Consider the following 13,442-nt stretch of genomic DNA (forward strand, 5'->3'; position numbering starts at 1 on the left):
ATGCGCCGGATATTATCGGTATTACTGGAAAACGAATCGGGCGCATTGTCCCGCGTTATCGGACTCTTTTCCCAGCGCGGCTATAATATAGAAAGCCTGACTGTGGCACCGACGGACGACCCTACGCTCTCCAGAATGACCATCCAGACCGTGGGTGATGAAAAAGCGATCGAGCAGATTGAAAAGCAGCTGCACAAGCTGGTGGATGTGCTGCGGGTCAGCGAGCTGGGGCAGGGGGCCCATGTCGAACGCGAAATCATGCTGGTGAAGGTACAGGCCAGCGGCTATGGCCGTGAAGAAGTGAAGCGCAACACCGAAATCTTTCGTGGGCAGATTATCGATGTGACGCCTTCTATCTATACCGTTCAGCTCGCCGGGACCAGCGATAAACTTGATGCTTTCCTGGCCTCGCTGCGCGATGTCGCTCGGATCGTGGAAGTCGCTCGCTCCGGTGTGGTCGGCCTGTCTCGCGGTGATAAAATCATGCGCTGAGGATCGGGAACTGATGCAAAAATAGCCCGGCAGCGACTGTCGGGCTTTTTTTTTGCGAAATCAGTAGGAACTGTAAGCGAAAGCGGTTGCTGCGCTAACTATTCTGCGCTTAGATGTTATAAAAAGGGTTCCATACCTGAATAATGGTTATGTTTGGCACTTCTTACCCAAGGGGCAATTGTGAAACTGGATGAAATCGCCCGGCTGGCCGGTGTTTCAAGAACCACCGCGAGCTATGTGATTAATGGCAAAGCGAAGCAGTACCGCGTAAGTGACAAAACGGTCGAGAAGGTGATGGCTGTGGTGCGAGAGCACAACTATCATCCGAATGCGGTCGCTGCTGGCCTGCGTGCAGGACGCACACGATCTATCGGTCTGGTGATCCCGGATCTCGAAAATACCAGCTATACCCGCATTGCAAATTATCTGGAACGTCAGGCGCGTCAGCGCGGCTATCAGCTGCTGATTGCCTGCTCTGAGGATCAACCCGATAACGAGATGCGCTGCATTGAGCATCTGCTGCAGCGCCAGGTTGACGCTATTATCGTCTCCACCTCGCTGCCACCAGAGCACCCTTTCTATCAACGCTGGGCTAACGATCCTTTTCCTATTGTCGCGCTTGACCGCGCCCTTGACCGCGAGCATTTCACTAGTGTGGTCGGCGCTGATCAGGATGACGCTGAAATGCTCGCTGCCGAGCTGCGGACCTTCCCTGGCGAAACGGTACTTTATCTCGGCGCGCTGCCGGAACTGTCGGTGAGCTTCCTGCGCGAGCAGGGCTTCCGCAAAGCCTGGCAGGACGATCCGCGTGAGGTGCATTATCTCTATGCCAACAGCTATGAGCGCGAAGCGGCGGCTCAGCTATTTGAGAAATGGCTTGAAACCCATCCGATGCCCCAGGCGCTGTTTACCACCTCTTTCCCGTTGCTGCAGGGTGTTATGGATGTGACGCTGCGCCGCGAGGGCAAACTGCCTTCTGAGCTGGCGATCGCCACCTTCGGCGATAATGAGCTGCTCGATTTTCTGCAGTGCCCGGTGCTGGCGGTGGCTCAGCGCCATCGCGATGTCGCTGAGCGGGTGCTGGAGATCGTCCTTGCCAGCCTCGATGAACCGCGCAAGCCAAAGCCGGGCCTGAGCCGTATTCGCCGTAATCTTTATCGTCGCGGTAGCCTGAATCGCCGTTAAGGGCGCTATATCGCCAGAGTCCAGGATTATTCCTGGCGGGCCTGCCGGAAAGCAGGCCTTTGGCGATTAATCAGGCAACTGACGTTAAAAATGCAAAACTGAATATATTTCAGACAAATCCCTAAACTTCTTTACGCGTTATTTTGTTTTATTCGCTGGCAGTCATTTTTGTTACTCAAAACGGGACACAAAAAATGATTAAGCGGGCTTTAATTGTATTATTTTGTTACATTCACCGGGTTAATTGCTGAATTAACACCCATTTTGTTCGCCCCGACCTTTCTCTCCTGCCCTATCCCGCGCCTGGTCCGCCCTTCAGACAGCAACAGGTACTGTTAACGGCCGGCATAATGGCCTAAAATGCCGCTCGCGTCGCAAACTGACACTTTATATTTTCCCGCCGAAGATATTTTGTTGTTTATAACTGTTACGAGTTTGTTGGTTATTTTCTTACACGTATTCATAACGTTAATTTGCCTCGCCTGTTGATGAATTTTTCATCAGGGCTAATGTCGGCTGTAAATAATGGGTTTTTGAGCTCTGTTGGCATCCGTGCTTGCTTGACAAGCTTTTCCTCCGCTCCGTAAACTCCTTCTAGTGGGAATTTGTGGGATAAAGTGGCGAAAAGGGGTGAGGCTGGCATGTTCCGTGGAGCAACGTTGGTCAATCTCGACAGCAAAGGCCGCCTGGCCGTGCCAACGCGTTATCGCGATGGGCTGATCGAGGACGCTGCCGGTCAATTGGTGTGCACCATTGACATTCATCACCCGTGCCTGCTGCTTTATCCATTGCCTGAATGGGAAATCATCGAGCAGAAATTGTCGCGTTTATCGAGCATGAATCCCGTTGAGCGGCGCGTACAGCGTTTGCTTCTGGGTCATGCCAGCGAATGTCAGATGGATAATGCCGGACGATTGCTCATCGCGCCGGTGTTACGGCAGCATGCCGGGCTGACAAAAGAAGTGATGCTGGTCGGGCAGTTTAATAAGTTTGAACTGTGGGATGAAACGACCTGGTATCAACGGGTCAAGGAAGATATCGACGCTGAGCAGTCCGCGACCGGTGAACTGTCGGAGCGCCTGCAGGATTTGTCCTTATAAAAATGATGGAAAATTTTAAACACACTACGGTACTTCTGGATGAAGCCGTCAATGGCCTCAATATTCGTCCAGACGGTATCTATATTGATGGTACCTTTGGCCGCGGTGGTCACTCGCGCCTGATCCTCTCCCAGCTGGGAGCGGAAGGACGTTTGTTGGCAATCGATCGCGATCCACAGGCGATTGCCGTCGCAAAAACCATCGATGATCCTCGCTTTTCCATCGTACATGGTCCTTTTTCACAGCTCGCTGACTACGTCGACGAGCGCAATCTTACCGGTAAGATCGACGGCATTCTGCTCGATCTTGGCGTCTCCTCTCCGCAGTTGGATGATGCGGAACGCGGCTTTTCCTTTATGCGCGACGGTCCGCTGGACATGCGCATGGATCCGACGCGCGGTCAGTCTGCGGCCGAATGGCTACAAACCGCAGAAGAAGCGGACATCGCCTGGGTGATTAAAACCTTTGGCGAAGAGCGGTTTGGCAAACGTATCGCCCGCGCGATCGTGGAACGTAATCGTATTGAACCGATGACCCGCACCAAAGAGCTGGCGGAGGTCATCGCCGCCGCGATGCCGGTAAAAGATAAGCACAAACATCCCGCGACCCGTACCTTCCAGGCGGTGCGCATTTGGGTAAACAGTGAACTGGAGGAGATAGAGCAGGCGCTAAAAAGCTCGCTCAGCGTGCTGGCCCCGGGTGGACGGCTGTCGATCATTAGTTTTCATTCGCTGGAAGATCGCATTGTGAAACGCTTTATGCGTGAACAAAGCCGCGGTCCGCAGGTTCCGGCGGGAATACCGATGACCGAAGCGCAGCTCAAAAAACTGGGCGGCCGTGAGTTACGAGCACTAGGCAAGTTGATGCCGGGCGAAGAAGAGGTGGCAGAGAATCCACGTGCCCGTAGTTCAGTGCTGCGTATCGCAGAGAGGACGAACGCATGATCGGCAGAGTGACAGAGGCCTTAAGCAAGGTTAAAGGGTCGATTGGAAGCAACGAGCGCCATGCTTTGCCTGGCGTGATCGGGGACGACCTTCTGCGGTTTGGGAAACTGCCACTCTGCCTGTTCATTTGCATCATTATTACGGCGATTACCGTGGTCACCACCGCGCACCATACGCGCCTGCTGACCGCGCAGCGTGAACAACTGGTTCTGGAACGTGACGCCCTGGATATTGAGTGGCGCAACCTGATCCTCGAAGAGAACGCACTCGGCGATCACAGTCGGGTTGAGCGGATCGCGACCGAGAAGTTGCAGATGCAGCACGTCGATCCATCACAAGAAAATATCGTTGTACAGAAATAAGGATTATTGCGACGGATGAAAGCAGCGCCAAAAACGCCAAAAGCAAAGCGTCAGGAAGAACAGGCCAACTTTATCAGTTGGCGTTTTGCGTTGCTGTGCGGCTGTATTCTGCTGGCGTTGACTTTCCTGCTGGGGCGTGTCGCCTGGCTACAGGTGGTCAGCCCCGATATGCTGGTGCGTCAGGGCGATATGCGCTCGTTGCGCGTACAGGAAGTGTCTACCGCGCGCGGGATGATTACCGACCGCTCCGGGCGGCCGCTGGCGGTCAGCGTGCCGGTGAAGGCTATCTGGGCCGATCCGAAGGAACTCCATGATGCCGGCGGGGTCACCCTGGATACGCGCTGGAAGGCGCTGGCGGATGCCCTCAATATGCCGCTGGATCAGCTGGCAACGCGCATCAACACCAATCCGCGGATGCGTTTTATCTATCTGGCGCGTCAGGTTAACCCTGACATGGCCGACTACATAAAAAAGCTGAAGCTGCCAGGCATTCATCTGCGCGAAGAGTCCCGTCGTTACTATCCTTCCGGAGAAGTAACCGCTCACCTCATTGGCTTCACTAACGTCGACAGCCAGGGGATTGAAGGGGTCGAAAAAAGCTTTGATAAATGGCTCACTGGTCAGCCGGGCGAACGTATCGTGCGTAAAGACCGCTATGGCCGCGTGATTGAAGACATCTCTTCTACCGACAGCCAGGCGGCACACAACCTGGCGCTGAGTATCGACGAACGCCTGCAGGCGCTGGTTTATCGCGAGCTGAACAACGCCGTGGCCTTTAACAAAGCGGAGTCAGGTACTGCCGTTCTGGTAGACGTTAACACCGGCGAAGTGTTGGCGATGGCCAACAGCCCGTCGTACAACCCGAATAATTTCGCGGGAACTTCCAAAGATACCATGCGTAACCGCGCCATTACCGACGTGTTCGAACCGGGTTCAACGGTGAAACCGATGGTGGTGATGACGGCGCTTCAGCGCGGCATTGTTAACGAAAATACTGTGCTGAATACCATTCCCTATCGAATTAACGGCCACGAAATCAAAGACGTGGCACGCTACAGCGAATTGACCCTGACCGGGGTGCTACAGAAGTCGAGTAACGTCGGTGTTTCTAAGCTGGCGTTAGCGATGCCGTCCTCAGCGTTAGTAGATACTTACTCACGTTTTGGGCTTGGAAAGGCGACCAATTTGGGGTTGGTCGGAGAACGCAGTGGCTTATATCCTCAAAAACAACGGTGGTCTGACATAGAGAGGGCCACCTTTTCTTTCGGCTATGGGCTAATGGTAACCCCGTTACAGTTAGCGCGAGTCTACGCAACGATTGGCAGCTATGGCATCTATCGCCCGCTGTCGATTACCAAGGTTGATCCACCGGTTCCGGGCGAGCGTGTCTTCCCGGATTCACTCGTTCGTACCGTCGTTCATATGATGGAAAGCGTGGCGCTGCCCGGAGGCGGCGGCGTGAAAGCGGCGATCAAAGGCTATCGCATCGCGATTAAAACCGGTACGGCGAAAAAAGTGGGGCCGGATGGCCGCTATATCAACAAATATATTGCTTACACCGCAGGCGTTGCGCCCGCCAGCCATCCGCGCTTCGCGCTGGTGGTGGTGATCAACGACCCGCAGGCAGGTAAATACTACGGTGGCGCCGTTTCCGCGCCGGTGTTCGGTGCCATCATGGGCGGCGTATTGCGCACCATGAACATCGAGCCGGATGCGCTGGCAACGGGCGAAAAAAGTGAATTTGTAATTAATCAAGGCGAGGGAACAGGTGGCAGATCGTAATTTGCGCGACCTACTCGCTCCGTGGGTGCCAAACGCACCGGAGCGCATTCTGCGAGAGATGACGCTGGACAGCCGGGTGGCTGCTTCCGGCGATCTCTTTATCGCGGTACAGGGTCATCAGGCGGACGGGCGTCGTTATATCCCGCAGGCGATAGCGCAAGGTGTGGCTGCCATTATTGCTGAAGCGCAGGGCGAGGCTGAAGACGGTGAGATCCGTGAAATGCACGGCGTACCGGTTATCTACCTGAGCCAGCTTAACGAACGTCTATCGGCGCTGGCCGGGCGTTTTTATCATCAGCCGTCGCAACAGCTGCGTCTGGTGGGCGTCACCGGTACTAACGGTAAAACGACCACCACCCAACTGCTGGCGCAGTGGGCGAAACTGCTCGGCGAAACCAGCGCAGTGATGGGTACCGTTGGCAACGGCCTGCTGGATAAAGTCGTGCCGACCGAAAATACCACCGGTTCTGCGGTAGACGTTCAGCATGTGCTCTCCAGTCTGGTCGAGCAAGGGGCAACCTTCGGCGCGATGGAAGTCTCTTCCCACGGTCTGGTGCAACACCGCGTGGCGGCGCTGCAGTTTGCCGCCTCGGTGTTTACCAATCTGAGCCGCGACCACCTCGACTACCATGGCGACATGGAGCACTACGAAGCGGCGAAATGGCTGCTGTACTCGACCCACCATTGCGGTCAGGCCATCGTCAATGCTGACGATGAAGTCGGTCGTCGCTGGCTGGCGAAGCTGCCGGATGCGGTGGCGGTGTCGATGGAAGATCATATCAATCCGAACTGCCACGGCCGCTGGCTGAAGGCCACCGGGGTTAACTATCACGACAGCGGCGCGACCATCCACTTTGACTCCAGCTGGGGCAAAGGCGAAATCGAAAGCCGCCTGATGGGCGCCTTTAACGTCAGCAACCTGCTGCTGGCGCTGGCCACGCTGCTGGCGCTGGGCTATCCGCTGGCCGATTTGCTGAAAACCGCAGCGCGTTTACAGCCGGTGTGCGGCCGTATGGAGGTGTTCAGTGCGCCGGGTAAACCGGCCGTGGTGGTGGATTATGCCCATACCCCTGACGCGCTGGAAAAAGCGCTGCAGGCCGCGCGTCTGCACTGCAGTGGCAAACTGTGGTGCGTTTTCGGCTGCGGCGGCGACCGTGATAAAGGCAAGCGTCCGCTGATGGGCGCTATCGCTGAAGAATTTGCCGACATCGTGGTGGTCACTGATGACAACCCGCGTACTGAAGAGCCGCGGGCGATTATCAACGATATTCTGGCCGGCATGCTCGATGCGGGTCATGCGAAGGTGATGGAAGGCCGCGCGGAAGCGGTCACTAACGCTGTGATGCAGGCGAAAGCGAACGACGTGGTGCTGGTGGCGGGTAAAGGCCATGAAGATTACCAGATCGTCGGCAATCGCCGTCTGGATTATTCCGACCGCGTCACCGTCGCGCGTCTGCTGGGAGCGGTAGCATGATTCGCTTTACGTTAAGCCAGCTCGCCGCGATCACTCATGGCGAACAGCAGGGTAGCGACATCGCTATCGACGAGGTGACCTCCGATACCCGTAAAGTGACGGCGGGCTGCCTGTTTGTGGCGCTGAAAGGCGAGCGTTTCGACGCTCATGATTTTGCCGAGCAGGCGAAAGCCGCTGGCGCTGGCGCACTGCTGGTGAGTCGCCCGCTGGCCTGCGATCTCCCGCAGGTGATCGTGAAAGATACCCGCCAGGCTTTCGGTGAGTTAGCCGCCTGGGTGCGTCAGCAGGTTCCGACCCGGGTCGTCGCCTTGACCGGCTCGTCCGGTAAAACCTCGGTCAAAGAGATGACCGCGGCGATCCTTAGCCAGTGCGGCAACACACTGTATACCGCCGGTAACCTGAACAACGATATCGGCGTACCGATGACCCTGCTGCGTCTGACCAAAGAGCATCAGTACGCGGTGATCGAACTCGGCGCCAACCACCAGGGCGAAATCGCCTGGACCGTCAGCCTGACGCGTCCGGAAGCCGCGCTGGTCAACAACCTCGCTGCGGCGCACCTTGAAGGCTTCGGCTCGCTGGCAGGCGTGGCGAAGGCGAAGGGCGAAATCTATACCGGTCTGCCGGAAAATGGCATCGCTATTCTCAATGCCGACAATAACGACTGGCTGAACTGGCAGACGGTGATTGGCGATCGCAAAGTGTGGCGCTTCTCGCCGAATGCGGCCAACAGCGACTTCACGGCGACCAACGTGCAAATCACCAGCCACGGTACCGAATTTACGCTGCAGACCCCAACCGGCAATGTTGACGTACTGCTGCCGCTGCCGGGACGCCATAACATCGCTAACGCGCTGGCGGCGACCTCGCTGGCGATGGCGGTTGGCGCTGATCTGGCGGCGGTAAAAGCCGGTCTGGCGCAGTTGCAGGCCGTTCCGGGGCGTCTGTTCCCGATCCGACTGACGGAGAGCCAGCTGCTGCTGGATGACTCCTACAACGCCAACGTTGGTTCGATGACCGCGGCGGTGCAGGTACTGTCAGAGATGCCTGGCTTCCGGGCGATGGTGGTCGGCGATATGGCAGAGCTTGGCGCGGAAAGCGCGGCCTGCCATCGCGAAGTCGGCGAGGCAGCGAAAGCGGCAGGGCTGGATTGCGTTCTCAGCGTCGGCACCTTGAGCGCGGATATCAGCCGCGCCAGCGGCGTGGGCGAACATTTTAATGATAAAGCCGCAGTAGTGGCTCGCCTGCGCGAGCTGCTGGCGGAGCACAAGATAATGACCATTTTAGTGAAGGGTTCACGTAGTGCCGCCATGGAAGAGGTAGTACGCGCATTACAGGAGACTGGGACATGTTAGTATGGCTGGCCGAACATTTGGTCAAATATTATTCCGGCTTTAACGTCTTTTCTTATCTGACGTTTCGCGCCATCGTCAGCCTGCTGACCGCGCTGTTCATCTCGTTGTGGATGGGCCCGCGCATGATCGCCCGTCTGCAAAAACTCTCCTTCGGCCAGGTCGTACGTAACGACGGTCCGGAGTCCCACTTCAGCAAACGCGGCACGCCGACCATGGGGGGGATCATGATCCTCACTGCGATCACCGTCTCCGTTCTGCTGTGGGCTTACCCCTCCAACCCGTATGTCTGGTGCGTACTGACGGTATTAATCGGCTACGGGATCATCGGCTTTGTTGATGATTACCGTAAAGTCGTGCGCAAAGATACCAAAGGCCTGATTGCCCGCTGGAAATATTTCTGGATGTCGGTGATCGCGCTGGGCGTGGCGTTCGCGCTCTATCTGGCGGGGAAAGACACCCCGGCGACCGAGCTGGTGGTGCCATTCTTTAAAGATGTGATGCCGCAGCTGGGCCTGCTCTATATCCTGCTGGCTTACTTCGTTATCGTCGGTACCGGCAACGCCGTCAACCTGACCGACGGCCTCGACGGCCTGGCGATTATGCCGACCGTCTTCGTTGCGGCCGGCTTTGCGCTGGTGGCATGGGCCACCGGCAACATGAACTTCGCCAACTACTTGCATATTCCATATCTGCGCCATGCTGGCGAGCTGGTGATCGTCTGTACGGCGATTGTCGGCGCAGGTCTGGGCTTTCTGTGGTTTAACACCTATCCGGCGCAGGTCTTTATGGGCGACGTCGGTTCGCTGGCGCTCGGCGGCGCGCTGGGCATTATCGCCGTGCTGCTGCGTCAGGAATTCCTGCTGGTGATTATGGGCGGCGTTTTCGTCGTGGAGACTCTGTCGGTGATCCTGCAGGTTGGCTCCTTTAAGCTGCGCGGTCAGCGCATCTTCCGTATGGCGCCGATTCACCATCACTATGAACTGAAGGGCTGGCCGGAGCCGCGCGTTATCGTGCGCTTCTGGATTATTTCGCTGATGCTGGTGCTGATTGGCCTGGCGACGCTGAAGGTACGTTAATCATGGCAGATTATCAGGGTAAAAAAGTCGTCATTATTGGGCTGGGTATGACCGGCCTGTCATGCGTGGACTTTTTCATGGCGCGCGGCGTGACGCCGCGTGTAATGGACACCCGCGTCGCGCCTCCGGGGCTGGATAAACTACCCGAATCGGTCGAGAGCCATATTGGTGGGCTCAATGATACCTGGCTGCTGGCAGCGGATCTGATTGTCGCCAGTCCCGGGATCGCGCTGGCCCATCCTTCCCTGAACGCGGCGGCCGATGCTGGCGTAGAAATCGTTGGCGATATCGAACTGTTCTGCCGCGAAGCGCAGGCGCCGATTATCGCCATTACCGGCTCTAACGGTAAAAGCACCGTCACTACCCTGGTGGGCGAGATGGCGAAAGCGGCCGGGGTTAACGTCGGCGTGGGTGGTAATATCGGCCTGCCGGCGCTGATGCTGCTGGACACCGATCGTGAGCTGTATGTGCTGGAGCTCTCCAGCTTCCAGCTGGAAACCACTTCCAGCCTGCAGGCTGTGGCGGCAACCATCCTCAACGTAACTGAGGATCATATGGACCGCTATCCGCTTGGGCTGCAGCAGTATCGTGCGGCGAAGCTGCGAATTTACGAGAATGCAAAAACCTGCGTGGTGAACGCGGACGATGCGCTCACGATGCCGGTACGCGGCGCGGACGATCGCTGCATCAGCTTTGGTGTCGATGTCGGTGACTACCACCTTAACCGCCAGCAGGGCGAAACCTGGCTGCGGGTCAAAGGTGAGAAAGTGCTCAACGTGAAAGAGATGTCCATCACCGGGCAGCATAACTACAGCAATGCGCTAGCGGCGCTGGCGCTGGCCGATGCCGCAGGCCTGCCTCGGGCCAGCAGCCTGAAGGCATTGACTACCTTCACCGGCCTGGCGCATCGCTTCCAGTTGGTGCTGGATCACAACGGCGTCCGCTGGATTAACGATTCAAAGGCGACCAACGTCGGCAGCACCGAGGCGGCGCTGAACGGCCTGCAGCTGGATGGCACGCTGTATCTGCTGTTGGGCGGCGACGGCAAGTCCGCTGATTTTACTCCGCTGAAGCGCTACCTTGGCGGCGATCGTATTCGCCTGTACTGCTTTGGTCGCGACGGCGCCGAGCTCGCTGAGCTGCGTCCGGACGTGGCGGTACAAACTGAGACCATGGAACAGGCGATGCGTCAGATTGCTCCCCTGGTGAAAGCGGGCGATATGGTCCTCCTGTCGCCGGCCTGCGCCAGCCTGGATCAGTTTAAGAACTTTGAACAACGGGGCGATATTTTTGCCCGTCTGGCGAAGGAGTTAGGTTGATGCGTTTCTCTCTCCCACGCCTGAGAATGCCGCAGCTGAGCTTGCCTCGGTTGAGACTGCCGCGACTGCCGGGGATGTTTATCTTCGCCTGGCTGTTCGCCGCGCTGAAAGGCTGGGTGATGGGCTCGCGCCCGAAAGATAACGACAGTCTGGTGATGTATGACCGGATGCTGCTGTGGCTGACCTTCGGCCTGGCGGCGATCGGCTTTATCATGGTGACCTCGGCATCAATGCCGGTGGGACAGCGCCTGGCGAGCGATCCTTTCCTTTTTGCCAAGCGTGATGGCCTGTACATCGTGCTGGCTTTTGTCCTGGCGCTGGTGACGCTGCGGTTGCCGATGGACTTCTGGCAACGCCACAGTACCGCGATGCTGATTGCCTCAATTGTGATGCTGCTGATCGTACTGGTGGTGGGTAGCTCGGTAAACGGGGCATCGCGCTGGATCGCCCTTGGCCCGCTGCGTATTCAGCCGGCGGAGTTCACCAAGCTGTCGCTGTTCTGCTATATCGCCAACTATCTGGTGCGTAAAGCCGACGAAGTGCGTAACAACCTGCGCGGGTTCTTAAAACCGATGGGCGTGATTTTCGTGCTGGCGATCTTGCTGCTGGCGCAGCCTGACCTCGGTACGGTGGTGGTGCTGTTCGTCACCACGCTGGCGATGCTGTTCCTCGCCGGCGCGAAGCTGTGGCAGTTCATCGCCATTATCGGCATGGGTATCTCAGCGGTGGTCCTGTTGATCCTCGCCGAACCGTACCGTATTCGCCGCGTGACCTCCTTCTGGAACCCGTGGGAAGACCCGTTCGGCAGCGGCTACCAGCTGACCCAGTCGCTGATGGCCTTCGGCCGCGGCGAGATGTGGGGGCAGGGCCTCGGTAACTCGGTGCAAAAACTGGAGTATTTGCCGGAGGCGCACACTGACTTTATCTTCGCCATTATCGGCGAAGAACTCGGTTATATCGGTGTGGTACTGGCGCTTTTAATGGTATTCTTCGTCGCTTTCCGCGCCATGTCGATTGGCCGTAAAGCGCTGGAGATCGACCATCGCTTCTCCGGCTTCCTCGCCTGTGCCATCGGTATCTGGTTTAGCTTCCAGGCGTTGGTTAACGTCGGTGCGGCGGCGGGAATGCTGCCGACCAAAGGTCTGACGCTGCCGCTGATCAGTTATGGTGGTTCCAGTCTGCTGATTATGTCGACAGCCATCATGTTGTTGTTGCGAATTGATTATGAAACGCGTCTGGAAAAAGCCCAGGCGTTTACGCGGGGTGTTCGATGAGCGGTCAGGAAAAGCGGTTGATGGTGATGGCGGGCGGTACCGGCGGGCATGTGTTCCCGGGGCTGGCGGTCGCGCACCATTTAATGGACCAGGGCTGGCAGGTTCGCTGGCTGGGTACCGCCGATCGTATGGAAGCGGATTTAGTGCCGAAAAACGGCATCGAGATTGATTTTATCCGTATCTCCGGCCTGCGTGGCAAAGGGATAAAAGCGCAACTGTTGGCGCCGGTGCGTATCTTCAACGCCTGGCGTCAGGCGCGAGCGATCATGAAGCGTTTCCAGCCGGATGTGGTGCTGGGCATGGGCGGCTATGTCTCCGGGCCTGGCGGTCTGGCGGCGTGGTCGCTGGGGATCCCGGTGGTCCTCCACGAGCAAAACGGTATTGCCGGCCTGACTAACAAGTGGCTGGCAAAGATTGCGAAGAAAGTGATGCAGGCGTTTCCCGGTGCGTTCCCGCATGCGGACGTGGTCGGGAACCCGGTGCGCACCGACGTACTGGCGCTGCCGCTGCCGGGTCAGCGTCTGGTGGGGCGTCATGGACCGATTCGCGTGCTGGTGGTCGGTGGCTCTCAGGGCGCGCGCGTCCTGAACCAGACCATGCCGCAGGTGGCGGCGAAGCTTGGCGATGCGGTGACCATCTGGCACCAGAGCGGTAAAGGCGGCCAGCAAACCGTGCAGCAGGCCTATGCCGCTGCGGGGCAGCCGCAGCATAAAGTGACGGAATTTATTGATGACATGGCCGCGGCGTATGCCTGGGCAGATGTCGTGGTTTGCCGTTCCGGCGCGCTAACGGTCAGCGAAATCGCTGCCGCCGGTTTACCGGCGCTGTTTGTACCGTTCCAGCACAAAGATCGTCAGCAGTACTGGAATGCGCTGCCGCTGGAGAAAGCCGGCGCGGCGAAAATTCTCGAACAGCCTGAGTTCACGGTAGAGGCGGTTGCCTCTACCCTGGCGAGCTGGGATCGGGAAACGCTGTTGGATATGGCGGAACGAGCGCGTGGCGCTTCGATTCCGGACGCTACCGAGCGAGTAGCAGAAGAGGTCAGCGCCGTAGCTTTGGCGCGCTAATTGCGGTGATTT

Annotated in this window: 12 protein-coding genes; all 12 read left to right on the top strand. The window is 57.6% G+C overall.

What is annotated here, in order from left to right; all coding sequences use genetic code 11:
* The 12 genes from ilvN to murG all read left to right on the top strand — a co-directional run bounded on the left by ilvN (nucleotide 1) and on the right by murG (nucleotide 13,430).
* Nucleotides 1-492, top strand: coding sequence for an acetolactate synthase small subunit (gene ilvN, locus CWM54_RS22810; protein WP_002888536.1), 492 nt, complete (start codon nucleotides 1-3; stop codon nucleotides 490-492).
* A 180-nt stretch (nucleotides 493-672) separates the two neighbouring features.
* Nucleotides 673-1,677: a catabolite repressor/activator gene (gene cra, locus CWM54_RS22815; protein WP_004145952.1), complete on the top strand. Its 1,005-nt coding sequence runs from the start codon at nucleotides 673-675 to the stop codon at nucleotides 1,675-1,677.
* A 641-nt stretch (nucleotides 1,678-2,318) separates the two neighbouring features.
* Nucleotides 2,319-2,777 (top strand): division/cell wall cluster transcriptional repressor MraZ, encoded by a 459-nt coding sequence (gene mraZ, locus CWM54_RS22825; protein WP_012542858.1) that lies wholly within the window; start codon nucleotides 2,319-2,321, stop codon nucleotides 2,775-2,777.
* A gap of 2 nt (nucleotides 2,778-2,779) precedes the next feature.
* Nucleotides 2,780-3,721: a 16S rRNA (cytosine(1402)-N(4))-methyltransferase RsmH gene (gene rsmH, locus CWM54_RS22830; RefSeq protein WP_061155768.1), complete on the top strand. Its 942-nt coding sequence runs from the start codon at nucleotides 2,780-2,782 to the stop codon at nucleotides 3,719-3,721.
* The gene (ftsL, locus tag CWM54_RS22835; RefSeq protein ID WP_002888550.1) at nucleotides 3,718-4,083 is read left to right on the top strand and encodes a cell division protein FtsL; all 366 of its coding nucleotides are present in this window, start codon (nucleotides 3,718-3,720) and stop codon (nucleotides 4,081-4,083) included. Before rsmH ends, ftsL begins: the two co-directional genes overlap by 4 nt.
* Nucleotides 4,084-4,098: 15 nt before the next feature.
* Nucleotides 4,099-5,865 (top strand): peptidoglycan glycosyltransferase FtsI, encoded by a 1,767-nt coding sequence (locus CWM54_RS22840; RefSeq protein WP_061155767.1) that lies wholly within the window; start codon nucleotides 4,099-4,101, stop codon nucleotides 5,863-5,865.
* The gene (gene murE / locus CWM54_RS22845) at nucleotides 5,852-7,339 is read left to right on the top strand and encodes a UDP-N-acetylmuramoyl-L-alanyl-D-glutamate--2,6-diaminopimelate ligase (protein ID WP_100698594.1); all 1,488 of its coding nucleotides are present in this window, start codon (nucleotides 5,852-5,854) and stop codon (nucleotides 7,337-7,339) included. The genes CWM54_RS22840 and murE overlap by 14 nt, the downstream gene beginning before the upstream one ends.
* Complete coding sequence (gene murF, locus CWM54_RS22850; RefSeq protein ID WP_100698596.1) at nucleotides 7,336-8,694, top strand: UDP-N-acetylmuramoyl-tripeptide--D-alanyl-D-alanine ligase; 1,359 nt, start codon at nucleotides 7,336-7,338, stop codon at nucleotides 8,692-8,694. Before murE ends, murF begins: the two co-directional genes overlap by 4 nt.
* Nucleotides 8,688-9,770: a phospho-N-acetylmuramoyl-pentapeptide-transferase gene (gene mraY / locus CWM54_RS22855; RefSeq protein ID WP_008807434.1), complete on the top strand. Its 1,083-nt coding sequence runs from the start codon at nucleotides 8,688-8,690 to the stop codon at nucleotides 9,768-9,770. The genes murF and mraY overlap by 7 nt, the downstream gene beginning before the upstream one ends.
* Before the next feature lie 2 nt (nucleotides 9,771-9,772).
* Complete coding sequence (gene murD / locus CWM54_RS22860) at nucleotides 9,773-11,089, top strand: UDP-N-acetylmuramoyl-L-alanine--D-glutamate ligase (protein WP_061155764.1); 1,317 nt, start codon at nucleotides 9,773-9,775, stop codon at nucleotides 11,087-11,089.
* On the top strand, nucleotides 11,089-12,363 hold the full coding sequence (ftsW, locus tag CWM54_RS22865) for a cell division protein FtsW (protein ID WP_061155763.1): 1,275 nt from the start codon (nucleotides 11,089-11,091) through the stop codon (nucleotides 12,361-12,363). Before murD ends, ftsW begins: the two co-directional genes overlap by 1 nt.
* Nucleotides 12,360-13,430, top strand: a complete 1,071-nt coding sequence (gene murG / locus CWM54_RS22870) for an undecaprenyldiphospho-muramoylpentapeptide beta-N-acetylglucosaminyltransferase (protein WP_008807432.1) — start codon at nucleotides 12,360-12,362, stop codon at nucleotides 13,428-13,430. Before ftsW ends, murG begins: the two co-directional genes overlap by 4 nt.
* Nucleotides 13,431-13,442 lie beyond the last annotated feature (12 nt).

It is taken from the genome of Klebsiella sp. D-Nf1, from assembly GCF_002810515.1.
Classification (GTDB): Bacteria; Pseudomonadota; Gammaproteobacteria; order Enterobacterales; family Enterobacteriaceae; genus Klebsiella; species Klebsiella variicola.